The following is a 24,557-nucleotide window of genomic DNA, read 5'->3' on the forward strand; positions in this document are numbered from 1 at the left end:
TACTTCCCCGCTTATACGCCTGATGACCCTCAGGCGTTTTTTCGTTTTTAAGACACTTTGACATTCCTCAGACAAATCGATGCGAAATTGAACGGTATATTCATGTTTCGTTCATGTTCAGCGCACTAATATGAACCCATAGATTGAAAGAGAGGTCATGATTATGAATCGAATTATCGTTACTGCACTAGCACTGATTACTGGCTTTTTTACTTTGGTATTTAGCCTAATCATGGCGATTCCATTGACCATCGCTGCACTGATTACTGGTAAACGTATTGAAAAGCGCGTGAAGCAAATGCAACAAGAAATGCATGAAGAGTATGAATTCAATACGGGCAAATCCGACGCGATTGAAGGCGAGTTTGAAGAAGTTCGTCGCTAACGCTTCTGAAGGTTCCACACTCCCCCTATGTTCCTGAGCAACCTTCTTTGCTGACATCCTATCTCGTTAAGAGTTAGGATGTTTTTTTGTCTGTAGAAAAAAACAATGGCAAAATTAGAGTTTGTTCTCTTGGGCGTTTTGCTTACTAGCTAAATCATAACCTTCATCCCAAAGCTCACCATCAGCACCTGTATAAGGGTTCGCCACTTTCGGCTCACCACACAGAAAAGCAGCTTTTCCTTCACCGCGAATATCTTCAATCTTGCTCCTGATATACAAAGAGGATTCAGGATCAATTTTATGCATGTACGATCGAATTAAAAACGCACAGCTAACGGTAAAAAAGAATAGGCTTAGAAAACCCATCGAACTCTTTCCAGTCAGAAAAAACCAAGCTAAAAAAAGCAAGCCAGTCAATAACGCGGCAGGAATCAAGCCAAGTGTTTTTTTCACTTTTCTCTCACTTAAATCAAGATCTTGTTTAAACCCATTTGTGCGGCGGGTAAGGAAAATCCATTTGTTCGAACAAGTTATCTAGGTGTTATATGCGACCAAATTAGTCACTATGTTAAATACACCAGTTGAATGATGATTCTAGCTAGAGACTTCACTGTCAGAGTAGGGAATCTCACCAATAATACCTGATTTATGAACCAAGGTAACATTTATTGATAATAATCTTTTTAACTATAGAGCATGTCAAATGAATGCGAATAATTCATAAAAAAATCAAACTAATTAAACAAAAAAGCAGCCAATTTAGGCTGCTTTTGACAAGTTGGATGATGATCAAATCGTCACAACCACTCGCACAGCTAATAGCATCAAAACGATGCCAGATAGTCGGTCAATCAATACTGCCTTTGAGCGAATACGGTCCACAACGCGCGAGTTCGACAGCACCAATGTGATGAACGTGTACCACAAACCATCGACGACAAACGGTGTCGCGACGATAATCATTTGGTTGCTCAGATCGTTACCCAGTGCCACAAACTGACTGAACAATGCGATGAAGAACAGAGCAATCTTTGGGCTTAAAATCGAAATAAGAAAGCCTTCTCGCGCCGATTGTAAAACTGTCGTCTCTTCACCGGATTCGAGCTTCGCTGCCACACCACCTTTTGAGCGCAGTGCATTAAAACCGAGATACGCCAAGTAAGCAGCACCTGCCAAACTGATAGTCTTAAATAGCAATGGGCTTTGTTGAAGTACCACTGCCAAACCTATCAAGGTAATGAACGCATAAATACCGATCCCAAACGCGTGCGCCCATGCGGTAGCCAAACCATTCACGCGGCCACCAGCTAACGAGTGCTTAGCGACAATCGCTAAACTTGGACCTGGCGACATCGCCCCTAGTAAACACACGGTAAAAAGTGATAACCAAACTGTTAGTGTCATAAGAATCTCCCCTCTTTGACGCTAATCTATCAACGGAACAGGTATAATTAGAAATCAAAGTTTTTCATACTAAGCATGATTTCAAATCATAACCTAATAAGGCATTTATTATCGGATGGAATACTCTGAAATCTGCATGACCGAACGAATCTCTTCGCGCACCCATTTATGCGCTGGATCGGTATCGTATTTTGGATGCCACATTAACCAATACTGATGAATAGGCGTTTCGAGAGGCAGTGCTTTATGGGCTAAGTCCCAATGCTTCGCAAGATTGACCGCAATATGCTCTGGAACCACCATCAGATGTTCACTAGAAACTAAGCGATTGATGGCAGCAGAGAAGAAAGGCACTTTGAACGTAATATGACGTGTATGCCCTAGTTCTCTTAATGCTAAGTCGGTGTAGGAATCTTTATCTCCACCGCCTGTGACTTTAATGTGGGAGTAAGAAATTAAATCTTCAACACTGATACTGTCGTGCTTTGCTAACGGATGAGAAGCTTTCATCAAACAAACTGATGAGTCTTCACCAATCTTCACACTAGATACACCCTGAGGCTTCTCTGGATACATTGAAGACGCGATATGAATACCAGTCTCATGCAGCTTATCTAGAAAGTCTGGCTGCCACAGTCGGTACGCCATATCTAACTGAGGAGCAAAGCCACTCAGATGAGAGGCAATGTCAGGGAGGACGTATTGAGCGACATAATCACTGGATGCAAATACTAACTCCGCTTTCCAATCCTCAGGTTCAAAAGGCTTGTCATCGAGAAGGTGATCGAATTCCGCTAATAAGTCATCTAACTTCTCTTTTAGAAGCAATGCTCTTGGTGTTGGAATGAGTTGGTTACCCTGTCGAACCAATAAAGGATCGCCGCACAATTCACGTAACTGCGCTAATTGACGGCTTACCGCCGATTGGGTGATGTGCAAACGCTCTGCAGTTCTGCTCACATGGCACTCTTCAAGCAATACATGCAAAGAGCGAAGCAGATTCAGGTTAATATTATTCAGCACGTTCTACCCACTTCGCGCGCCAATCTGCAGCGGAATACTCTTCTGGCCAGTATTCTACTTGCTTGCAAATTAATCCATCTCGTACGGTGTGGAAAGTAATCGCGCGATCAGAGCGAACCCCATCGCTAACTATCACATCAGTGACCACCTGTTCGCCTTCCCCCACAATACGCTCAATCGTAAAAGTCCACTCACCTTCTGCTGGGTAAGCAGAATTCAATTGGGCAAAATTCCTTCTGCCACGAATCACTTCTTTTGTCAGTGGCCAAACAATTTCACAATCAGGCGAAAGGAGCTCTGCTGCCGCATAGAAGTCATTGCTTGCCATTACTTTCCAGAAATTGAGGACGATATCTTTCTCGGTCATTTTACGAACTTGCTCCCTGTGGTATTGAAAAACTCCGTTAACACGGTATGTGTCATCACGTTACGAAGTTCTGGATAGCTTTGGATATAGTCTCGAATCTCGTTGAGGCGAGCGATATTTGGCACTTCGACGAATAACATCATATCGGTTTCACCACTGATCGCATGGCACCATTTCACGCCATCGATTTTATACAGATCATTCGCGTAGTTATCACAGTGATGGCTAGAGGCTGATGTATCAAATTTCAGCGCCATATACGCGCAAATCGTCGACTCTTTCGATGTTGCAATATCGGCATGATAGCCAAGGATCACTTGGTCTTTTTCTAGCTTTTTGATTCGTGCGGTCACAGCAGAACGTGACAAGTTAACTTGCTCTGAGATTTCAGTAATAGAGAGACGGGCGTTCTGCCGTAAGAGGTCTATGATCTGATGATCAAATTTGTCCATAACATCACCAAGCTTTCCTTAATTTTGTCATTCTACTCAATTACAACTTATTGAAAACCGACAATTTGCGTTTTATCGGCAAAACAACCGTCATTTTGACGGTCGACAACATCATTTTGCTGTGCAGAATTTAGATATGCTTATGGCTTGCATTACCTAGACGTTCAGAGGTCGTTATGGAACAACTCAAAAAAGACATTACGCTGATATCCGGAATCGGTCAGCTCTCAACAACCTTAATGGGCACAGGTCTATTTATGATCCCAGCGATTGCCGCTGGCATTGCAGGTCACTTCTCGCTTTGGGCTTGGATTATCTTATTCATCGCTATTTGCCCTATCGCGCTTACCTTTGCTCAGTTAGGCAAACGCTACCCAAGTGCTGGCGGCACAGCATTTTTCGTCCGCAAAGCCTTCAACAGTAAGCTAGAGAGCAGTGTGGCGTGGTTGTTTGTTAGCGTCATTCCTGTTGGTGTGCCTGCCGCTGTCGCACTTGCTGCAGGCTTTTTACAACAACTGTTACCAGAGTCCATTAGTAACCACCTTTTCGCTCAAATTCTCACGGTCGCTCTGTTAATGGTGGTCAACTTGCTCGGCACCAAATCATCAGGTCGCTTACAAACCATCATCGCACTGAGCATTTTTGCTTTGGTCGGTGCATTTCTGTGGAAAGGCGATGTTGGCTCTGTCGATTTAACCATGCCTGTCATTACGATGGATTCAACGTGGTCGATTGCAGCAGCTTTGGGCGTGATGTTCTGGTGTTTTGTTGGAATAGAAGCTTTTGCTCATATGGGCGAAGAGTTTAAGAACCCACAGCGAGACTTCCCAATTGCGATTATCGTTGGCTGTTTTGTTGCGGGCGCAACCTATTGGGCATGTTCTGTTGTGATACTAAAATTTGGTGCTTACGGCAGTGCAGAGTTCGACAGCGCATCGATTCCTTGGCTAAGTGCCCATCTATTTGGTGATAGTGCCAAGTGGCTAATCAGTGTTATCGGCTTCTCTGCATGTTTTGCGAGTGTGAACCTCTACACTCAAAGCTTAGCTCGAATGGTGTGGGCGCAAGCAAGAGAACACAAGCCAACCGGCGCTATCGCGAGGGTGTCAGTTCGAGGCGTTCCAGCCAATGCCACTTTAATCGTTGGCGCTATATTGCTTGCTTCTTGTGTTATTGGCTCGCTATCCGGATTGGATTTGGAGTTCTTCCTTAAACTTGCGAATGGTATTTTTGTGCTGGTCTATCTATTAGCAATGCTTGCTGCTTACAAGTTGCTACAAGGTTGGGGAAAGATCCTCGCGGGAATTTCTCTTGTGTTGTGTACAGCAGTATTCATTTGCTTAGGTTGGTCTATGCTCTACGCCGTTACTATTTTTGCCGTGCTCTCTTTTCCATGGAAGCAATGGCGAAAAAAGCACACTAGACGGCTGACTGAATAAGTAAAACAAGCACCCAAAAAAAGAAGGAGCCAAATGGCTCCTTCTTAAGTTTTAACGATAATTTATGCCGTCTCTATTTTTACGCGGAAGAAAATGGCGTAAAACAGCGGGATGACAACCAAAGTAAGAATCGTGGCAAACAATAGACCGAACATAATGGTCACCGCCATGCTCTTAAAGAATGGGTCAACCAACAACGGGGCAACACCCAAAATAGTCGTGAATGCGCCTAGTAAAACCGGACGAGCACGGCTTAGTGCTGCATCAATAATCGCGGTATAAGGCGTTTTACCTTCACGAATTTCAACATCCGCTTGGTCCACCAATACAATCGCGTTTTTCACCATCATACCAATCAAGCTTAAGAAGCCGAGAATGGCCATAAACTCAAACGGTGTTTGGAAGATGATAAGCCCCACGGTGACACCGACAACCGCGAGCGGTGCCGTTAGCCAAATCACCAATGGCTGACGCAGTGCGTTGAACATAAAAATCACCGAAAGAATCATCGCGGCAAACCCATATGGCGCTGAGATTACAAGCCCTTCATTGGCATCTTTCGACGCTTTATATTCCCCATACCATTTCAACTCGTACCCTGCTGGCAACTCGATGGCTTCAATTTGAGAGCGTACTTGCTTGAATGCATCTGCTGTTAATACACCCGGAGCTGGATCCGCTTGCACCAGAATCGTCGGCATGCGGTCAATTCGACGCAAAATGGCATCTTGGTATACCACATCCACAGAGTTCACTAATTGACTTACCGGAATATAAGCACCGACCGTTGGACTGAAAACTTCCGTATTTTCAATCGCACGTTGGTGGCTTCGCTCACTTTCTGGCGCACGGACAACGATGGGGATCAAATCATCTCCCTCTCGATACACGCCCACGTTTCGGCCTGTTAAGGTTTGGGCGATAGCCTGATTAATTTCCATCGTTGTCAGCCCGTATCTTTGCGCTTCTTCGGCAGAATAGGCAGGGCGAAGCACAGGAACTTGTTGACGCCAATCATCCTGAACCGCTATCAAGTTGCTGTCTGCTAGCATGATGGCTTTCGCTTGCTCTGCCAGTTGACGCAACACCGCACTATCAGGCCCTTTGAAACCAGCTTCTATCTTCTTACCGCCTCCGCGACCAAGCATGAACTTCCACACTTTGATGGACGCATCTGGGTATTTGGCTTCCAACTCACCTTGTAGCTCACCCAGTAATGGAGCGATCTTTGTGTAATCGTCGATATCAATCAGCAGTTGACCGTAACTTGGGTTACGAGCTTCTGGCGCGTAGGTCAGCATAAAGCGCAAGCCGCCACCACCAATAAAACTGGTAATGTTGGTAATTCCCTCTTTGGCTTTCACATCTTGCTCAATACTCGCGACCACAGCTTCAGTACGTTTGATATCAGAGCCTTGTGGCAAGTAAACATCCACAACAAATTGCGGGCGTTGAGACTCTGGCATAAAGCCCGGAGGTACAAACTTCACGCCCCAAATTGCTGCTGTCATCATTCCCAACAACAGTGCACAACTGATAATGCGGTATTTCAATACCCATGCGAGCAGTGACTTGTAGCTTGCCACGACGCGGCTAGGCTTCTTATCTGCATTTGCCGCTTTTACTTTGAGGAAATCGTGACACAGCATTGGTGTTACTGTGACTGCGAATACCCAACTAAGGAGCATTGAGTAAAGGATCACCCAAAACAGAGAACCTGCGTATTCCCCCATATCTGAAGGTGATAAACCAATCGCACTGAATGCACAGATACCAACGACGGTTCCTCCTAACAACGGCCACTTGGTTGCATCAACAACTTCAGACACCACAGCATTGCGATCGGCGTTTGGATCTTGTTGAAAACGAACCAAAATACCATCGGTCACTACAATGGCGTTATCCACCAGCATACCCAAGGCAATGATCAACGCCCCAAGAGAGATTCGTTGCATTGCAATATCTTCAATGAGCATGATGCACAACGTGCCTGCGACCGTTAGTAGAAGAACAAAGCCGATGATGACGCCCGAGCGTACGCCCATAAACAGCAGAAGCACGACGAATACAATGCCAACCGCTGCGATTAGGTTATCAATAAAGTTCGCTACCGATGCGCGCACAGAATCTGACTGCATCGAAATCACATTCAGCTCCATCCCCAATGGACGCTGACTTTCCAACTCAGCCAAACGTGCTTTAACTGCGTCTCCCATATCCACAACGTTACCGCCGGATACGTTGGAGATACCAAAGCCCACAGCTCGCTCACCATTGAAACGCATCAACATGGTTGCTGGCGTTTGGTAACCGCGAGTGATGTCTGCAATGTCGCCTAAACGAAGTACAGTATTGTTGTTACCCAGCCCTACTTGTAGGTTTTTCAGGTCAGCAACTGAGTCAATATTGGAACTTGGTATCACAGGAATGCGCATCACATTGGTTTCGATGCTGCCAGCTACTGTGACTAAGTTTTGCTTTTGCAGAACCTGAAACACTTTCTCAACTGATACACCAAATTCGGCTAAGCGCTCACTTGAGATTTCTACGAAGATGGTTTCTTGCTGTTGTGCCAGCGTCGCTGTTTTCGCTACCCCCGGAACAAGTACGATTTCACGACGTAAACCATCGACATAATCTTGCAATTGCTTATCACTGAAGCCCTCACCAGTAACGGCAAAGAACAAGGCATACACATCCGCAAAGTCATCATTCACAATTGATGGCCCTGCTCCCGGTGGAAGCTGACGCTGTGCGTCTGTCACTTTGCGGCGAAGTTTATCCCATACTTGCTGTAGCTCAGCGGCGCTGCCTGCAAACTCCAACTTAATCTCGACCGTGACCTCTGACATTCCTTGCATCGAGACGGATTTCACTTCTTTGACTTCTTGCAAAGCCTGAACAGCACCTTCGATAACATCGGTCACTTCATCAGAGACTTCCTGTGCCGTCGCACCAGAGTATGGGGTTGCAATCACCGCCTGACGAATAACAAACTCAGGGTCCTCAAAACGGCCTAGTTTGAGGTAACTGATGTAACCGCCTAAAAGTATCAGAGCAATCAGCACCCAAACACTCGTTCGCTTGGCTATGGTATAACGTGCAATGTCCATCATTGTGCTCCAGCGCGATCATCTGTGTAAGGGCGAACTTCCATACCCTCTCTCACACTTGATACCCCAGCAATGATCACCTTCTCACCCAACGAAAGGTGTTCCGTGACAATAATGCGATCTTTGCTGAGCGCACCAATCGCCACATAACGCTTCTGTGCTTTGTTGTCATTACCAACCACCCAGACAAATTGCTTGCCTTGGTTATCTGGGACAATAGACGTCAGCGGTAAGGTAATTTGTTGATTCTGAGCTTTACCAGAAGAAGAAACGGGCAACACTTTCACCGCCATTCCCGGTAATACATGGAAACCGTTCAAGTGCTCGAAGCCCAACACAACCGGATAAGTCTGAGATACAGGGTCTGCAACGGTCGCAACTGTGCGCAGCTTTAATGGAAAAGATTGACCTGGAATGGCTGAGATTTCCGCAATCGCTTTGGTCTCCTCTTTGCCGGAGAGCATCACTTTATGCGGAATGTGGATGACCACCTCGAGATCATTAATATTATGAACAATCAAAATCGGTGCATTTGCTTGGACTTGAATGTAGTTATCAACCAACTTGCGACCAACCACACCATCAAAAGGAGCAAAGATTTGGGTGTATTCTAGATGACGTTTTGCATCTTCCACGCGTGTACGAGCAAGGTTATAGCGTGTCGTGACGGTATCTAGGTCAGCCTTTGAAATTGCTTGGCTTTTCTTAAATACAGCTTGAGCTCGCTCGTACTCACGAGACACATTCTCAAACTCTAATTGCGCTGACACCAATGCGTTTTTTGCATCTCGATCATCTAAGGAAGCAAGCAGTTGCCCCTTGCTTACTTCATCTCCTTCCTTAACGAAAATATTGGTCAGTTTTCCACTTACTCGGAAAGCGAGATCTGCGCTATCTGCAGCGCGCACGATGCCATTAAAGCTGAGCTCCGTTGCTGACTGGGTACTAACTACCTCGGTAAGTGCAGGCTTAGCAGTAGGGACAACCACGGAAGGATTCGCGTCACTACCACAGCCGTTAAGGTTAATAACGGACATCAACAATGCCGAGGCTACACTCAATTTAAGAACTTTTTGGCCAACTTTTGCTACGACCATAGATACTTCACTCCAAGAGCGTGACCGATAAACCTACCGGCCAACAGTTATGTGACAACTTTGTAAAAAGGTAAACTTCGGAGTTTATTTTAAGGCCAATTCAATACAGGGTAAACTCAAAAGTTTACCTGTTTGTATCAATTTGTTAGATTGGCCGGAATGCATAAAGGAGAGAGACCATGGCACTCATAGAAGAAAAGCGTTTAGCCATTATTATTGCGGCTAAAGAAGAGTTTATTGAACATGGGTTTACCAAGGCGAATATGGATAGAGTATGTGCGTCTGCAGGGGTATCAAAGCGAACTCTTTATCGTCACTTTAAGAGTAAGGAAGTATTGTTTGAATCGATACTTGCCATCATCAAATCAAGCGTCGATGAAAAAAATCATTATCCGTTTGATGCACATAAGAGCCTAGCTGAACAACTGACAGTCATAACTCGGAATGAAGTGGAAATTCTTTACAAAACTTATGGAATTCCCTTTACTCGCGTGGTGATGGCTGAATTTTTGCGCCAACCAGAAATGGCTCAACAAATCATAACAAAGCTGTATCGTTCTCACGTCCTAGCGAAATGGTTTGAGGAAGCACAACAGGCCAATGCAATACAACACATTGATAGTGCTTTGCTTTCTAATACATATTCTAGCCTGTTCAATGGTCTGTTTTTGTGGCCATTCGTATTCAACATGAAACCACTTCCATCCTCAGACGAAATAGAGCAGAAAATCGAACATCTTGTTTTTGTAATCTCAAGCACCTGTGAAGCATCGATTCAACGTTAGTTAAAGTGATCCTTCAGCAACTAAAACAACTCAGAAAGCTGTTTAACCAGAGCATCAATCTCACTCAGCGCGACATTGCCGTAGCCTAAGACTGCACCTTGCCAATCTCGCGTTCTAAAATCTGAATGCTCATAAAAACTCATTGGACGCAGCACAATACCTTTTGACTGAGCGCGCTGCGTCCATTCGTGTTCATCAATACCCTGCTGCCACTTTAAAGTGATATGGAGACCAGCAGCCTGACTGATCACCGCAACTCTATCGCCAAAGTGCTTTTCAACCGCCAAACACATCTGCTCATGCTTAGTTTTGTACAGTCGGCGCATTTTTCGGATATGACGTAATAACCCACCTTCGGTAATAAAATCTGCCAAGGCTTCTTGTGTGTGCGTAGGTGAATCACCACTTAGCGCATCTTTAACCACCAAACATTGCTCTACTAAACCTTCAGGAACCACAAGGTAGCCAAGTCGTAAGCCGTTAAACATCACTTTACTGAAAGAACCCACATACAACACGCGATCATCTCGACCCATTTGAGCCGCTAGCCCTTGTAAGCTGGTATAGGGGCGATGAGCAAACTGGAATTCGCTGTCATAATCGTCTTCGATGATCCAACGTGACTGTTCGACTGCCCAGTTGATGATCTTCCCTCTTTGCTCAGTATTGAGTGTGGTGCCCATCGGATATTGATTACTTGGGGTGATATACAGCGCATCGGCATCGCTTGTGGTCACCGCTTCCACATCAAAGCCTAGTTTCTCTCGCACGAACAAAGGCTCAAATTGATACTGCTGGAATTGAATTAACTTCCGCATTTGCGCGTAACCCGGTTGCTCCATCAGAACCTTATCGCCTTGCTCGAGGACAACCATCGTCGCAATCGACAACGCTTGCTGCGCCCCAGAGGTAATAATGATGCGCTCTGGGGAGCAATTCACTGAGCGGCTTGATGCAAGGTAGTCAGCTAAAGCACAGCGTAATGCCCAACTGCCCTGAATATCTTGATTCCCCAACAAGCAGGAACGGGAGAGATGGCGAGCAAGTAACTTTTGCCATTGCGCCATCGGAAACGCTTCCAAATCAGGCACACCCGGTGCAAATGCGCGGTTGATATCAAAATTGGTTTTCGGCGAAGAGTCCGTCTTGATTGAACGAGGTTCAGGTAGATACTGCTCCGGCAGTTCGACGGCAACATAAAAACCCGAACCTTTCTGACTGTTCAAGTACCCTTCCGCCACAAGCTGTTCGTAGGCTGAAATTACGGTATTCCGACTGAGGTTAAGCTCTTGTGACAGCTTTCGTGTAGACGGCAATTTCCCATTCTTCGCCCATAAACCTTGAACAATCTTCTCGCGGATCGCAAAAAACAACGCTTGCTGACGCGTTCCATCACTTTCTTTTAAATGCAGGTCACCGATATCAATCAAAGACAAACTGGATCCATCCATTAGTTAAAACTGGCTCTCTTTAAGCTACCAGTTAAACGCTACATTGCAATCAGAGATTGAGGAGCAAGTGCTCGTCCATGTGAGCAAATAAGGAGAGAAAATGTTATCCAATACCAATAGAACGGAAATTAAGAAAGGCGTACACAAAGCCGTCTCTGATGTTAACAAACTGCACGCCATCATAGATGAAAGCCTAATCGCTCATGTTGCAATAACCAACGAGTCTGGCCCTGTAGTTATTCCCATGTTGGCATGGCGTGTCGATGATTACGTGTATATCCATGGTGCCAACAACAGTCGATTGTTACGCTCACTCAAACAAGGAGTGCAAACGTGCCTAACCTTTACTTTGTTTGATGGTTGGGTATTGGCTCGAAGTGCGTTTCACCATAGCGCGCATTATCGTAGCGCCGTGGTCTTTGGTCAGTTTGAGATTGTGGATTGTAACCAAGAGAAAGACAGATTACTGAATCACTTTATCGAACAGATCGCTCCGGGGAGAACCGAAGAAGTCCGGTTGAGTAATGAGAAAGAGCTCAAAGCCACTATGCTACTGCGCATTCCACTCACAGAAGCATCCGTGAAAATCAGCAATTTTGGCGTCAATGATGATGCGGAAGACATGGACATTCCTGTTTGGGCTGGTGTCTTACCCTACCGAACCGTCGTAGGCCCACTGCAAGCTTGTGACGATTTGTATGAGGGTATCGCTGAGCCAGATTACCGCAGTGCCTATCCTAATCGTTGGCAGGAATAAGCACAGTAAAACGTGCCCCGCCTAAATGACTCTCGCCGACAGAAAGCTCCCAACCTAATTGCCTCGCTGCACTGGTAGCGATGGCAAGCCCTAAACCAAAGCCTTTCACGTCGGCGTTGCGGCTTTTGTCTAAACGCGAAAATGGAACAAACACTTCTTCTCGCATTGCTTCAGGAATGCCCGGGCCATCATCTTCGATATCAACAATCCAGAAATGTTCAACCGATCGAATCGTCACCTCAACGCAAGATTCACCGTAACGTTTTGCGTTCTGAAGTAAGTTATCGAGAACAAGATTGCCTAAAGTCGGTTGCAAGTGAATGGATTGATACGCGAGTTCATTTTCTACCGTCAACTTGGCGAACTCTAAGCCTCGGTAATTCATTCGGCTTTTGCACCAAAGCGGCAGTTCAATGGTTTCAACAGAATCACTCAAAGAATGGTTTTTGACGCTCAAACGAGACAGCATGACAATGTCGGACGTTAAATCCGTCACGACATCAACGTACCGTTCAATATCATCATGCAACTCTGCCTGCATTTCACCGCTGGTGCGCCTTGCTAAATCGGTCGCTAACTGAATTCGGCTGAGCGGAGTGCGAACTTCGTGAGGGATAGCTTGGGTAAAGATGTGTGTCTGACGTACTCGCCTTTCTATGTCTTCTGACATGTTGTTGAAGCCTTGGGCAAGTTCTTTCACAGGTTGCGAAAATTGCTTCAGATCGACTCGCGTATTCAACTCACCAGATCCAAATTGTTGTTGTGCGGCCGTCAGCTGTCGGATCTGGCGATCAAGGCGGCGTACAGGTATGTAAACCATGACACCTAAACTGCACACCACAGTAAGTAACAGAGTGAGAACGAAAATGATCTCGGAATCTTCATCCCAATCGATATCTGGACTGAAAAAGTCACGCTTTTCTTTAAAGACCAAGCTCTCTGACGTATTAGGAAGCGGGAATACCGCAGCGTAGATACTGTCATCGATTAAATAAACGGGTACCCCTTGCATACGATAAAGCAACTCGCAATCCAAGCACGGTGGTGAGCCATCCCAGTTTTTCAACAATGTGAGGTCGAAGATAAAGAAATCTTGTTTTCCGTTGGCGGTGAGCTTTTTGTACAGTGAATCGGGTGAGCCTCGCTGCTCGATATACTGGTCAACAAAGTAAGCACCGTCACTTAAGAAAATACCTGCTTCTGTTTTACGCATGTACTCGTCGCCCATGAAAAGGAACAACGCGACCGTTAACGCGAGGCCAGTCACCAACCCCACGTAAAGACGAGTAAACATGGAAAACATGCGCTACTTCCCTGTGAGCATATAGCCGCGATTGCGCACGGTTTTTATGGTTGCGGTATGGATATGAGCCTTGGAAAATTTTTTCCTGAGCGAGGAGATTCGCATGTCAATGGAACGATCGGTAATGCAATATTCAATACCTCGTGCGAGACGGCAGCATGACTCTCGGGAGACCGGCTTATCGACGTTGAGCATTAGGAGCTCTAGGATCTCAAACTCAGAGTCTGTGAGATCGATGTCTTGTTCCAAGTAGTAAGCTTTGGAACGACGTGTGCAGAGGTCAATACCATATCGACTCAATTCAGTCTCTTCTACGGTATCCAATTGGCGGCGATAGCGGCGCAACGCGGCTTCAATGCGAGCGAGCAGAATATTACCTTTGATCGGTTTGGTCAGGTAATCATCAGCCCCAAACTTAAACAAGCTGACTTCACTCATCTCATCATCCGTTGCTGTTAAAACAATGATGATACCGTGGTAGAACTCTCGCGCCTCTTGGCATATTTCCGCGCCATTTTTGCCGGGTAGCATCAAATCTAACAGCACTAATTCCGGCTTGAGTTCCTTAATCGCCTCTAACGCGTTTAGACCATTATCGACCACTGTGACTAGATAGCCTTCCGCCTCTAGATACATTTTGGTTAGTCGAGCAATCTCAGAATCATCCTCTACTAGCAAGATTTTATTGCCACCCATGAACCATTCACTCCATCTATAAAACAGGAGAAGTATATCGTTCGTTTTGTAGGGCGCAACCCACATACACGGCACTTTTTCCTACAAGAGATCGCTTACAAACACTTACAAACCATACATTTATAAAAGCCAACCACACTAAAAATAAGACAATTAGAGTAAATCACCAATTTATAAATCAAACACAGAACATTAAATAATTAAAGCCAACCATGACAATATATAAATCCTTTATTATTTTGGATTTATCGAATTAAAAACCTTACAACAAAACATTTCTAATCATTATGACTCAGCTTGCTCATATAGACAGATTTTTCTGTTCCCCCTAAATTCCCACCGAACCCTCAGCCTGTGAGTAATACAAAAATGAAATTCGCTCGATTAACGCCTTTAGCCATGTTGTGTGCGGTTAGCCTAACAGCTTGCGGTGGTAGTGACTCAAATTCGAAAACCTCGACAACCACACTTCCAACGCCACCAACCCCAACATTGAACACCGTTATTATCCCTACTGTCGTTTCTACAGAATTTCCAGCCGAGTTGAAAGTAGCGGCAGATGCTGGCTTCACCCACTATGTAAAAATCTCCCTTTCTGAAGCAAACAGCGACGATGCATTTCACATTGTGGCGGTTGATGACGGTGTGAATAATGAAAAAATCTTTCGTGCCGCAAAAATCATCCAACACCTACTCACAAACCAACCGGATTCTAAGTACGGCGCGGACAAGTCTGGTATCGCTAAGACATTAGCCGACCGTGATGCGACACTAATGCTGACAGCAAACGATGACCAGAATAACGAAATGCTAACCAAGATTTTTATTGGTGAGCTACTTCGTCAAGACAAGCTAAATGATGCCGTCGCAGACTCAGGGTTATCTCAATCTTTTGATACCAGTTCACTAGACAAGTTTATTGCTGACATGATGGCACTTAACGAAGACGACATGGACACATTAGTGGAGTCTTTGATAACGACACTAATGAGCAGCAAAGACACGCCAAACTGGCTCATGAACAGCCAATCTCTAATGTACCGAGAACTCACGGTTGAAGGCGACTGCCATTACATGAGCAACTTTGCTGATTACTGTGCCAATCTTGGCAACCACGCCGACCGTGATGCCGCTTTTGAAGAAATTCTACACTTGGTCCAAGCGCAAGGCATTGCACCTAACGCGTCGACTGCGGCACTGCAAAACGACATTCAAGCTCATGCGTTAAGCATCTATAACGATATCCAAGCCGGCAAGCCTACGGTATGGCGTCCTACACAAGATGATTGGGAAGATTGGGAATCAGACGACTTCGATCCAGAACGTGTTAAGCAAACAGGCCCTTCTTATTCTCACGAATATTTTGCTGCCGCTTTTGAAGCGTACATGGGCGTAGCAAAAGCAAACGGTCATGGCTTAGACGGTTACCAAGCATTAACGCGTGAGGAAATGCAAACCCAAGACCCACAAGCGGTTGATTGGATTAGCGGCTTATTCCACGGATATCTGCAATACACGGCAAACATCGATTCTGCAGGCGTCAAGCTTTACACAGAGAAGACGAATCCGGGCACGGTACCTACCTTCCGTATGTCACCAAACAAAGACGGTTTGGTAGAAGCGTACACCTACAAATCTCAGTGGCTGACAAAAGTGAAAATCGTTGGCGACGACGCAATGAATGTCATCGGTAATGACCAAGACAATACGTTTGAAGGCAACAACAAAGACAACAGCATTTATGGTGAAGGCGGCGTCAACACCTACATCGTGCCGCACAAACTGGCGGAATGTATCGTAATCAAGGCGAAGAACGTCTCTGTTGAGTGTCCTAGCACAGGCACTGACGAGCTATACGACATTCAGAACATCCAATTCACCGATCAAACTTTAGATGTAACCAAGCTATAAACAATGAAAAACATGAAGAAACTTACTTTACTCGCTCCCCTATTCCTTGTTGGTTGTGGTGGCCTTGCCGTCATGGATCGTACTGATGCAGTAAAAGCGCAGCCAGAAATGTTGGTGAAAACCGACGGCGATTTTTGGGGATTCGGTGCAGACGGCCATTTTGATTTTGCTGGCAAGTACAAAGGCAAATATTCGCGCAGTGCTTCAAACTCAAGCTGGTTCAATCGCATCTCATTTAAAGAAGGCGCAATGGGTGCAGAAGTGACTCGCATAGACAGCGGTGAAACTTGGCTCCTAAACTGCACAGGCGGCGGCATGTCGGTTAACTACATGGGCGTTGATTTTGGTGGCAACGATCCATACACCTGTGACATTACCCAAGATGGTAAAAAAGTCGGTGAGTTTGCGATGGAACCGAAATCCGCGTTGATCGACATCAGCCTAGAGAAAAAAGAGACAGGCGTCGTTCGAGTTGGCAACACGCATTTTAATGTAGAAACCGTTCACACGAGTCCTGACTCCATGATGGCGGTAGACATTCCATTGGGTTACAGCTTCAAGCAAGGCACACAAGAAGTTGCAGCAGTGCAAACGAACGGCACAATTGCCGTACAGATGTTGCCAGAGCTTAACGATAAACAAAAAGATGTGGTTGCCATCGGTGCCGTTGCGAGTGCACTGAGCTGGCGCCCTGAAGAATAAGCGTCTAAATAACGCATAAAAACCAAAGCCCTCAACCTAGAGGGCTTTTTGTTAATAAACGCCTTGTCAGACTATTTTTCTAGTCGCGCTGCATACTGTTTCGGTGTTAAGCCTCGGTGCTTTTTGAACATGCGATTGAAACTCGCCACATTGGTGTAGCCAAGCCGCAGTGCAATATCGTCAATACTATTCTGCTTACTCAACAACTCTGCCGCGACATTACTCAGTACATAGCCAGACACGGTTGAAAAGTTAAGCCCTAATTTGTGTAAGCGGCGTTGAAACTGCTGCTCGGACAAACCCAACAATGTAGAAACGCGTTCAAGTGTAGGAAGCCCATAATGGCTACTGTAATTCACCACTTCATAAATCACTTTCAGCTCATCTTCTGGATCGGGCATGTTGAGTAAATCATCCAAATCGGAAAAACTCATCGCTAAACGGTTGTTTTCACGATGATTTACCTGTCGCGAAGCAAGACGGTCATCGCCGTTAATCCATATTTCTGTCTTGGGTTGGCTCCATTCCACTTCACAACCAAAGTACTCTTTATAGAGCGCACTGTTTCTCCTAGAGCCAGAAATCATCACTCGCAAAGGTTGATAATCTTCACCCAAAAACTCGCGTAAGATTTTGATCATGAATATTGCACAACGAATGCTGTCGTGCACTTTCACTGAGGTTTCAATAAAGGGATTATGATAGGTCCATTTAACGATTTTTCCAGATTGTTCACCCGCAAAGAAGGCACCAGATTGAAGATTACTCGTACCATAATTGACTCTTCGAATCGTGCTAGCTAAGTCATTGCCAGAGAACAGCCAACGCCCCACAGGGCCAAGCTTTTGCAACTCGATGTCTCGGCTAAGGTTCAATATCACATCAGGGTCATTGCTTCGCTCTTCAATACGTCGATACCATTCGGACACCGCTCTCAACGGAATTAAACCCATCGGGTTATGAAACACCGAAGCAGGTATACCAAGCTCATCTGAACTCAAATTGTACTTAGATAACGCAAGGTTATTCATGTTTAAAATACCCATGGCGCGAATAAACCGAACTGTTCTCATAACCAATCACATCAAATTTAATCCTCTAGTGATTGAATTTGTCACAAAGACTCACCTATTTCAATTCCAGATCACAATAAGCCAACAGTTTGATAGAGGAGTGTTTAATGAGTTTACTGAGTGTCCCATTTGTCGGAACAGGCGCAGATACAGCGTTGCATGTCGTTGCTGCCGTCGTTTTAATCGCGAGTGTTGCAGGCGCGTGTTACGGCTTTTGGAAAATCCATGAGTTGCCAATTAATAAGGCACATAGCAAAGACCACCATCAGATAGGGTTGATCACCGCCCTCACCTGGATAGGTTTTGTCTGGCACTGGGTATGGGTGCTAGCCGTGATTTTTGCATTCGTTGATATGGAAAAAGCCATCATCAATCTGCGTGATACATGGAAAAGTAAACCGCAAACAGAAGCACAGCCACAAGAGGAGGCGTAATGTTAGAAGGTTTAGCGGTTTGGGCACTCTTCATCTATTTGCTGCGTTTAGTCGGCATGCCTTGGAACAAAGCGACTAAATCGTTCGCTTATCTTGGCGGCTTGGGTTGGCTGATGTTCGTATGGGTGGGCTTGATTAACTTCACACCGATGGATTTATCCGGCGGTTCAGTGGTGCAATCTCCTCATGTTCAATTGCGTCCAGATTCAACGAACGTGAAAGGCAAAGTTGACCACATTTACATCAAGCCGAATCAACAAGTTGAAAAAGGTCAGCTCATTTATGAACTTGACCCAACGCAATACGAAATTGCATTAAATCAAGCGAACGTATCCGCTGATTCTGCTCGCGTTGCATTAGCGACGGCCAAAGGCGACATCGAGATTGAAGAAGCTAACCACGAAGCGTTAGTGCAAGATCTGGAAACATCAAAGAGCCAATTGGAAGCCGCGAAAGTTGACTACAAATTGCAGAAAAAGATGCTAGATCGTTATGTTGAGCAAAACCGAGTGGTGCAAAACACCATCACGGAAAGCGACATCGACAAACAGTCGAGCACGGTAGACATGGCTCGCCATAATGTGTTGACTCTTGAATCTCAAATCAAGAAGAAACAAGTCGATATTTCACGTGCGAAGCTGGCGATTCATAAAGCGGAGTTAGCGGTTGAAACGAAACAGGCTGAATTGCGTCAAGCGGAAGAGCAAATTGCAAAAGCACAATGGGATTTGAACAGCACCAAAGTGCATGCACCTAGTGATGGCTTTGTGACTAACTTTATCTTGCGTGAAGGTCAGCGTGTATCAGCAATGCCGCGTATTAATATGTACACCAACGAGAAGTACGTACTGATGCGAGTGAACCACCAAGCGATTCGTAACATCAAACCGGGTCAACCTGCGGAATTCTCCTCTTCGGTTTATCCAGGTAAGATCTTCTCAGCGACTGTCGAGGGCATTGTTGAGGCAACAGGTGAATCACAAGGTAACCTAATGGGCTTCGATGACTCTGTTCGCGTCACAACCGGTAAGAACTTACAGAACAAACACCACTTTGTTCGTCTTAAAATTGATGAGCCAGAAGGCTACGACATCCCTGTTGGCTCTGTTGGCCTCGCATGGGTCAGCGGTGAAAAACCGATAGGCTTCATGGCCTTCTTAGATGTGATCCGCGGGATTATCATCCGAATGAAGTCTCAACTGTACTTCTTCTACTCTATCTAAACTCACAAACCGCCAGTTCCGCTGGCGGTTTTCTTTTCATTTGTATCCAAGCACGTACTTTTCCCGTATAACAATTAGTTAGTAAACAACGGAGAAGATTCATGTCGGCAAAGGAAAGAAGCCTACCTACCCATCGCATCTCAAGATTCAGCAAGTTCGCTTCACTTGCTACCCGTGTCGCAGGCAACGTGATTGCAGAAGGCACAAAGCAGATCGCCAAAGGCAACAAACCAAAAGCGAAAGACCTCTTGCTGACGCCGCAGAACATCGCTCGCTTAACCGACCAGCTCGCCCATCTACGTGGCGCAGCAATGAAGCTCGGTCAAATGCTATCAATGGATGCTGGTGATGTACTTGAACCTGAACTCGCTGATATTCTTTCCCGTCTTCGCTCCAACGCAGACCCAATGCCAGCGAAGCAACTGAACGGTGTTATGGAAGGTTCGCTTGGTGCTAACTGGAAAGCCGAGTTCCTCTCCTTTAACTTCAAACCTATTGCCAGCGCCTCAATCGGACAAGTGCATCAGGCCTACAGCGATGCAGGTGATAACCTAGCCGTCAAAGTACAATATCCTGGCATACGAAAAAGTATCGATAGCGACGTCGATAATGTCGGCACACTACTTAAAGTCGTTGGGTTGATTCCAGAGTCCGTTGATTACAAAGGCTTGCTGGAAGAAGCGAAAAAGCAACTGCATGATGAAGCAGATTACGCACGAGAGGCGCAATTTGCCATTCGTTATCATGACGCTTTGAAGGAGCACCCTCATTTTGTGGTGCCGAAGATTCACACTGAAAGTTGCTCAGACTCTGTTCTCGCGATGGAATTCATTGATGGTAGCCCGATTGAGCAAATCGAACATTATGATCAGAGTACGCGAGATTTTGTCATGCACAGCCTACTCGAATTACTCTTCAGAGAGCTGTTCGAATTTAAGATGGTGCAAACCGATCCCAACTTCGCTAACTACTTATACATCGAAAACACTCGTCAAATCGGCTTGCTAGACTTTGGGGCGACCCGCGAATATAGCGAACGATTCAGTACTGGCTATCGCCAAGCATTTGCATCTGTCGTAAATAATGACGAACAAGGCTTAAATGATGCGCTTGAACAAATAGGCTTCTTCAGCCAAACCATCCTTCCAGACCAGCGCCAAGCGATTCTCGATCTAGTGAAAATGGCGTGTGAACCTATGTTGGTCGATGAGCCGTATGATTTCAAAGCTAGCGGCTTAGCACAAAAGCTTCGCGAGGCTGGCACTATTCTAAGCATGGAGCAAGAGTACTGGCACACGCCACCAGCCGATGCCCTATTCCTACACCGAAAAATTGGCGGTATGTACTTACTCGCCGCTCGTATTGGCGCAAAAGTGAACATTCGCCAATTGGTCTCACCTTACCTACAGATAACTGACCAATAGGCTATTGTTTTTCTGCTATTTTCGAGTACCTTGATCAGCTGCCTATAAGAATAATCTGACTGTCGGGGTGCTCGGTGAGTAAGTTTCAAGACCTCTCCACTCTAATCGAACAAATTGTCCAAGCAGACGAAGCGGAACAAGTCACCGCTTTGAATGATTCTATCGAATGCGGTCTCGAGCCCGGTGCGGTTGCATTGATCCTCGAAGCCTTCCCGATCGATGATCGTGTGCGCTTGTGGCGTGCATTGCCTATGGAACTGCACATCGATGTGCTAACCGAAATGCGTGCAGAAGTGCGTCTTTCGATCATCGAAGCGCTTTCTGAAGTTGAGTTAAAGCTTACCTTAGCCAAGCTAGATAACTTATCTCTGATCGAATGGGCAGACTCTCTGCCTGAAGAGTTTATCAATGAAGCGTTAGAGCTGATTGAGAAAGATGAACTCGACCTCTACGATCAAGCAAACGAATACGAAGACGAAGAACTTGGCCGCTGGGCTGAGCGTAAGATCATCACCCTCCCTTTTAATATCACGGTTGGCAAAGCTCGACGCCTAATGGAGCGCTACAGCTACGATACACCGCAACAAGTGTATCTCATCAACCGTAAGAAACAGTTTCGTGGCGCGGTGAACTACTATGAAATATTGCGTAGTGAAGAAGACGTTCGCCTTAAAACCTTAGCGATAGAAACCGTCACAGTACTCGACAGTAAAATGGAGTTACCAGAAGCGGTCGAAGCGCTAGAGCACAGCCCTCTTCCTGCTTTGCCAGTGACGGATGCTGACCAAACCTTAATTGGGGAAGTAGATTGGCAGTTTGCTCTGAGCACGCAACGTGAAATTTACGAAGCACGCTTGATGGCGGGTACCGGTATGGATGAGGGCGATGACTTGTTCGCGCCTATTCTAAAAAGCTCGCAAAAGCGCGGCGTCTGGCTCGGTATCAACTTACTGACAGCGATTCTAGCGTCTGTCACTATCGGTTTGTTTGAGGATGTGATTTCACAAGTGGTTGCTCTTGCTGTTCTAATGCCAATCGTCGCCTCTATGGGTGGTATTGCAGGCAGTCAAACACTGACCTTGATGGTTCGTGCGATGGCATTAAATCAGATCACCCCAGGTAACCGTTTTGCGCTGCTTAAAAACGAACTGGGTATCGGCTCTCTTAACGCTTTGTTGTGGGCACTGATCATCGGTGGGTTAGCAGGACTTTGGTTCCAATCTCCCGTTCTAGGCGGAACCATCGCGTTGGCCATCATCGTCAATATCGTTACCGCAGCATTGTTTGGCGTTCTGATCCCTATTGTTCTGGATAAACTAAAGCTAGACCCAGCCTTGGCAGGTTCAGTTATCTTAACGACCGTTACTGATGTCGTCGGTTTCTTTGCTTTCTTGGGTACTGCCAGCCTAGTAATGTTGTAAAAATGATTGCCCTAGTTAATTAATTCATCATTAGCATATTAATTACAAATTGCAATCCGCATTTGCATTTTGCAATTAACACAATAAATTAGGCAACCTATATCACAGAAACCGCGTTTTTACGGTGGTTTTAAAGTTGGCACGCTAACTGCATTATCTATAGTGACCCTTCTTAAGCCGAGGGTCACCTAGCCAACTGACGTTGTTAGTGAACTTGAATTTGTTCACAAGTATATAAGCCAATCGCACTCTTTGCGGTTGGCTATTTTTTTATCTGTGTTTTCCTGATTCCTTTCTTCGCCTTCCTCCTTCTCGCACTCAGTACTCTCTATTCAAGCTGCAGCAAAATCCCAGTATCAAAGTCAAAACCCCAAAAACTTACAAACGATTTCACTCCAGATTTCGCCAAGTTAACCATTAAAAATAACCACCTGAGGCTATATTCCTTATTTAAGCCGCATAAACATCAGTGATTAAACTTAATTATGTTTAATTTATGCGCAACACAACACCCAACCAGAAAGAAAACGTTTGCTTAAAAAACATAAGAGGTAACAATGGTTGAGTTTATAAAGAAAGCGTGTAAAGCAAAGGTGATATAAGAAAGTGCCCAATGATACCGATTTCATGACAGATTACTCTTGCATGAAGCAATCAATTAACAAACTTTTTTGCTCTTCAAATAAAATATAACCTTATGTTTTTAATGAAATAAAAAAACACAAAGACTTGAGTAAACGTTTAAATGACAAAAAACTCATTGACTATGAGATTTACATCACGATAATACGCGCCGTTTGCCCAGAAATTGGGATCTATAATTAGTTTTAATTTTTATGCGGAGGTAAAAATGGCTGCAGACAATAACTACAGTCTCGGACCGGTTCCTAACACTGCCAGAAAAGGCGTGGCATCATTAACCATGGTTATGTTGGGACTCACTTTCTTCTCCGCAAGTATGTGGACGGGCGGCTCGCTCGGTACTGGCCTTTCTTTTGATGATTTCTTCCTCGCTGTTCTCATTGGTAACCTAATCCTCGGTATCTACACTTCTTTCCTCGGTTACATCGGCGCTTCTACTGGTCTCTCCACTCACCTCCTTGCTCGTTTCTCTTTTGGCTCTAAAGGCTCTTGGCTTCCCTCCGCACTTCTTGGCGGTACACAAGTTGGTTGGTTTGGTGTTGGCGTAGCAATGTTTGCGATTCCAGTAAACAAAGCAACAGGCATCGATACAAACACGCTTATCATCATTTCTGGTCTACTCATGACCGCAACGGTTTACTTCGGCATCTCTGCGCTTATGGTGTTATCTGCGATTGCAGTTCCGGCGATTGCCCTTCTTGGCGGTTACTCTGTGATTGAAGCAGTAAACAGTGTTGGCGGCGTGGCTGAACTGCAAAAAGTACAACCGGCACAACCTATCGACTTTTCAGTAGCGCTAGCAATGGTGGTTGGCTCATTCATCAGTGCGGGTACCCTAACCGCAGACTTTGTTCGATTCGGCAAGAAGCCAAAAGGCGCAGTGATGGTCACGATGGTGGCATTCTTTATCGGTAACTCACTAATGTTCATCTTCGGCGCAGCTGGTGCAGCGGTAACCGGTCAATCGGACATTTCAGAAGTGATGATCGCGCAAGGTCTTCTTATTCCAGCTATCATCGTTCTTGGCTTGAACATCTGGACAACCAACGACAACGCGCTTTACGCATCGGGTCTAGGCTTTTCCAACATCACTGGTTTGCCAAGTAAATACATCTCAATGGCGAACGGTTTAGTAGGTACATTGTGTGCACTATGGTTGTACAATAACTTTGTAGGCTGGTTAACCTTCCTATCGCTTGCAATTCCACCAATTGGCGGCGTAATCATTGCGGACTTCTTCATGAACCGTAAACGTTACACAAATTTCGCAGCAGCAGAGTTCCAAACGGTTAACTGGGCTGGCATTATCGCTGTGGCGATTGGTGTTGCAGCAGGTCACTTCCTTCCGGGTATCGTGCCTGTGAATGCGGTACTAGGCGGCACAATCAGCTACCTGATTCTAAATCCTATTCTTAATAAAAAGACACTGGCACAACAGCCAGCGTAAGGAACCAT

22 protein-coding genes are annotated in these 24,557 nt (G+C 45.5%); 11 read left to right on the forward strand and 11 right to left on the reverse strand.

Features of this window, described 5'->3' with window-relative positions; all coding sequences use genetic code 11:
• Positions 1-163 precede the first annotated feature (163 nt).
• Entirely contained in the window at positions 164-385 is a 222-nt protein-coding gene (locus ACLIIY_RS27260) for a hypothetical protein (protein ID WP_005442428.1), read from the forward strand.
• 114 nt (positions 386-499) lie between these two features.
• On the opposite strand, the gene ACLIIY_RS27265 is transcribed toward ACLIIY_RS27260, so the two are convergent.
• From ACLIIY_RS27265 to ACLIIY_RS27285, 5 genes are all read right to left on the reverse strand, one after another.
• Positions 500-838 (reverse strand): hypothetical protein, encoded by a 339-nt coding sequence (locus ACLIIY_RS27265; RefSeq protein WP_227739837.1) that lies wholly within the window; start codon positions 836-838, stop codon positions 500-502.
• A gap of 336 nt (positions 839-1,174) precedes the next feature.
• The gene (locus tag ACLIIY_RS27270) at positions 1,175-1,789 is read right to left on the reverse strand and encodes a LysE family translocator (protein ID WP_005433441.1); all 615 of its coding nucleotides are present in this window, start codon (positions 1,787-1,789) and stop codon (positions 1,175-1,177) included.
• Between the two features lie 108 nt (positions 1,790-1,897).
• On the reverse strand, positions 1,898-2,812 hold the full coding sequence (locus ACLIIY_RS27275) for a LysR family transcriptional regulator (protein ID WP_408697163.1): 915 nt from the start codon (positions 2,810-2,812) through the stop codon (positions 1,898-1,900).
• Positions 2,802-3,179: a nuclear transport factor 2 family protein gene (locus ACLIIY_RS27280; RefSeq protein WP_434528918.1), complete on the reverse strand. Its 378-nt coding sequence runs from the start codon at positions 3,177-3,179 to the stop codon at positions 2,802-2,804. The genes ACLIIY_RS27275 and ACLIIY_RS27280 overlap by 11 nt, the downstream gene beginning before the upstream one ends.
• Complete coding sequence (locus ACLIIY_RS27285; protein WP_005442432.1) at positions 3,176-3,631, reverse strand: Lrp/AsnC family transcriptional regulator; 456 nt, start codon at positions 3,629-3,631, stop codon at positions 3,176-3,178. The genes ACLIIY_RS27280 and ACLIIY_RS27285 overlap by 4 nt, the downstream gene beginning before the upstream one ends.
• Positions 3,632-3,807: 176 nt before the next feature.
• Here ACLIIY_RS27285 and yjeH point away from each other — a divergent pair, with 176 nt between their 5' ends.
• On the forward strand, positions 3,808-5,070 hold the full coding sequence (gene yjeH / locus ACLIIY_RS27290; RefSeq protein WP_434528919.1) for an L-methionine/branched-chain amino acid transporter: 1,263 nt from the start codon (positions 3,808-3,810) through the stop codon (positions 5,068-5,070).
• Between the two features lie 62 nt (positions 5,071-5,132).
• Here yjeH and ACLIIY_RS27295 read toward each other — a convergent pair whose 3' ends face one another.
• Positions 5,133-8,183 (reverse strand): efflux RND transporter permease subunit, encoded by a 3,051-nt coding sequence (locus ACLIIY_RS27295; RefSeq protein WP_434529532.1) that lies wholly within the window; start codon positions 8,181-8,183, stop codon positions 5,133-5,135.
• Positions 8,183-9,280 (reverse strand): efflux RND transporter periplasmic adaptor subunit, encoded by a 1,098-nt coding sequence (locus ACLIIY_RS27300; protein ID WP_434528920.1) that lies wholly within the window; start codon positions 9,278-9,280, stop codon positions 8,183-8,185. The genes ACLIIY_RS27295 and ACLIIY_RS27300 overlap by 1 nt, the downstream gene beginning before the upstream one ends.
• 179 nt (positions 9,281-9,459) lie before the next feature.
• On the opposite strand from ACLIIY_RS27300, the gene ACLIIY_RS27305 reads away from it, so the two are divergent.
• A complete protein-coding gene (locus ACLIIY_RS27305; RefSeq protein ID WP_033006711.1) occupies positions 9,460-10,065 on the forward strand; it encodes a TetR/AcrR family transcriptional regulator in 606 nt (201 codons plus the stop codon).
• Positions 10,066-10,085: 20 nt separating this feature from the next.
• On the opposite strand, the gene ACLIIY_RS27310 is transcribed toward ACLIIY_RS27305, so the two are convergent.
• Positions 10,086-11,516, reverse strand: a complete 1,431-nt coding sequence (locus ACLIIY_RS27310) for a PLP-dependent aminotransferase family protein (protein WP_434528921.1) — start codon at positions 11,514-11,516, stop codon at positions 10,086-10,088.
• Between the two features lie 100 nt (positions 11,517-11,616).
• Here ACLIIY_RS27310 and ACLIIY_RS27315 point away from each other — a divergent pair, with 100 nt between their 5' ends.
• Positions 11,617-12,273: a pyridoxamine 5'-phosphate oxidase family protein gene (locus ACLIIY_RS27315; protein WP_132937190.1), complete on the forward strand. Its 657-nt coding sequence runs from the start codon at positions 11,617-11,619 to the stop codon at positions 12,271-12,273.
• Here the strand turns inward: ACLIIY_RS27315 and ACLIIY_RS27320 are convergent.
• The gene (locus ACLIIY_RS27320) at positions 12,254-13,576 is read right to left on the reverse strand and encodes an ATP-binding protein (RefSeq protein ID WP_005442440.1); all 1,323 of its coding nucleotides are present in this window, start codon (positions 13,574-13,576) and stop codon (positions 12,254-12,256) included. The two genes, ACLIIY_RS27315 and ACLIIY_RS27320, sit on opposite strands and share 20 nt — an antisense overlap.
• Before the next feature lie 3 nt (positions 13,577-13,579).
• Positions 13,580-14,272 carry a response regulator transcription factor gene (locus tag ACLIIY_RS27325; protein ID WP_270050303.1) on the reverse strand — a complete coding sequence of 231 codons (693 nt, stop codon included), beginning with the start codon at positions 14,270-14,272 and terminating at the stop codon, positions 13,580-13,582.
• A gap of 369 nt (positions 14,273-14,641) precedes the next feature.
• On the opposite strand from ACLIIY_RS27325, the gene ACLIIY_RS27330 reads away from it, so the two are divergent.
• Positions 14,642-16,183, forward strand: a complete 1,542-nt coding sequence (locus tag ACLIIY_RS27330; protein WP_434528922.1) for a hypothetical protein — start codon at positions 14,642-14,644, stop codon at positions 16,181-16,183.
• A gap of 12 nt (positions 16,184-16,195) precedes the next feature.
• Positions 16,196-16,885: a hypothetical protein gene (locus ACLIIY_RS27335; protein WP_038893570.1), complete on the forward strand. Its 690-nt coding sequence runs from the start codon at positions 16,196-16,198 to the stop codon at positions 16,883-16,885.
• Positions 16,886-16,956: 71 nt separating this feature from the next.
• Here ACLIIY_RS27335 and ACLIIY_RS27340 read toward each other — a convergent pair whose 3' ends face one another.
• Positions 16,957-17,958 carry an AraC family transcriptional regulator ligand-binding domain-containing protein gene (locus tag ACLIIY_RS27340; protein ID WP_434528923.1) on the reverse strand — a complete coding sequence of 334 codons (1,002 nt, stop codon included), beginning with the start codon at positions 17,956-17,958 and terminating at the stop codon, positions 16,957-16,959.
• A 107-nt stretch (positions 17,959-18,065) separates the two neighbouring features.
• On the opposite strand from ACLIIY_RS27340, the gene ACLIIY_RS27345 reads away from it, so the two are divergent.
• From ACLIIY_RS27345 to codB, 5 genes are all read left to right on the forward strand, one after another.
• Complete coding sequence (locus ACLIIY_RS27345; RefSeq protein ID WP_005442452.1) at positions 18,066-18,392, forward strand: MFS transporter; 327 nt, start codon at positions 18,066-18,068, stop codon at positions 18,390-18,392.
• Positions 18,392-19,615, forward strand: coding sequence for an HlyD family secretion protein (locus tag ACLIIY_RS27350; RefSeq protein WP_005442453.1), 1,224 nt, complete (start codon positions 18,392-18,394; stop codon positions 19,613-19,615). Before ACLIIY_RS27345 ends, ACLIIY_RS27350 begins: the two co-directional genes overlap by 1 nt.
• Before the next feature lie 101 nt (positions 19,616-19,716).
• Positions 19,717-21,039: an ABC1 kinase family protein gene (locus ACLIIY_RS27355; RefSeq protein ID WP_045417049.1), complete on the forward strand. Its 1,323-nt coding sequence runs from the start codon at positions 19,717-19,719 to the stop codon at positions 21,037-21,039.
• A gap of 74 nt (positions 21,040-21,113) precedes the next feature.
• The gene (locus ACLIIY_RS27360; protein ID WP_009704789.1) at positions 21,114-22,460 is read left to right on the forward strand and encodes a magnesium transporter; all 1,347 of its coding nucleotides are present in this window, start codon (positions 21,114-21,116) and stop codon (positions 22,458-22,460) included.
• Positions 22,461-23,310: 850 nt separating this feature from the next.
• On the forward strand, positions 23,311-24,549 hold the full coding sequence (gene codB / locus ACLIIY_RS27365) for a cytosine permease (RefSeq protein ID WP_005442458.1): 1,239 nt from the start codon (positions 23,311-23,313) through the stop codon (positions 24,547-24,549).
• Positions 24,550-24,557 lie beyond the last annotated feature (8 nt).

The sequence above is a fragment of the Vibrio sp. K4 genome (genome assembly GCF_051122595.1).
Taxonomy (GTDB): Bacteria; Pseudomonadota; Gammaproteobacteria; order Enterobacterales; family Vibrionaceae; genus Vibrio; species Vibrio owensii.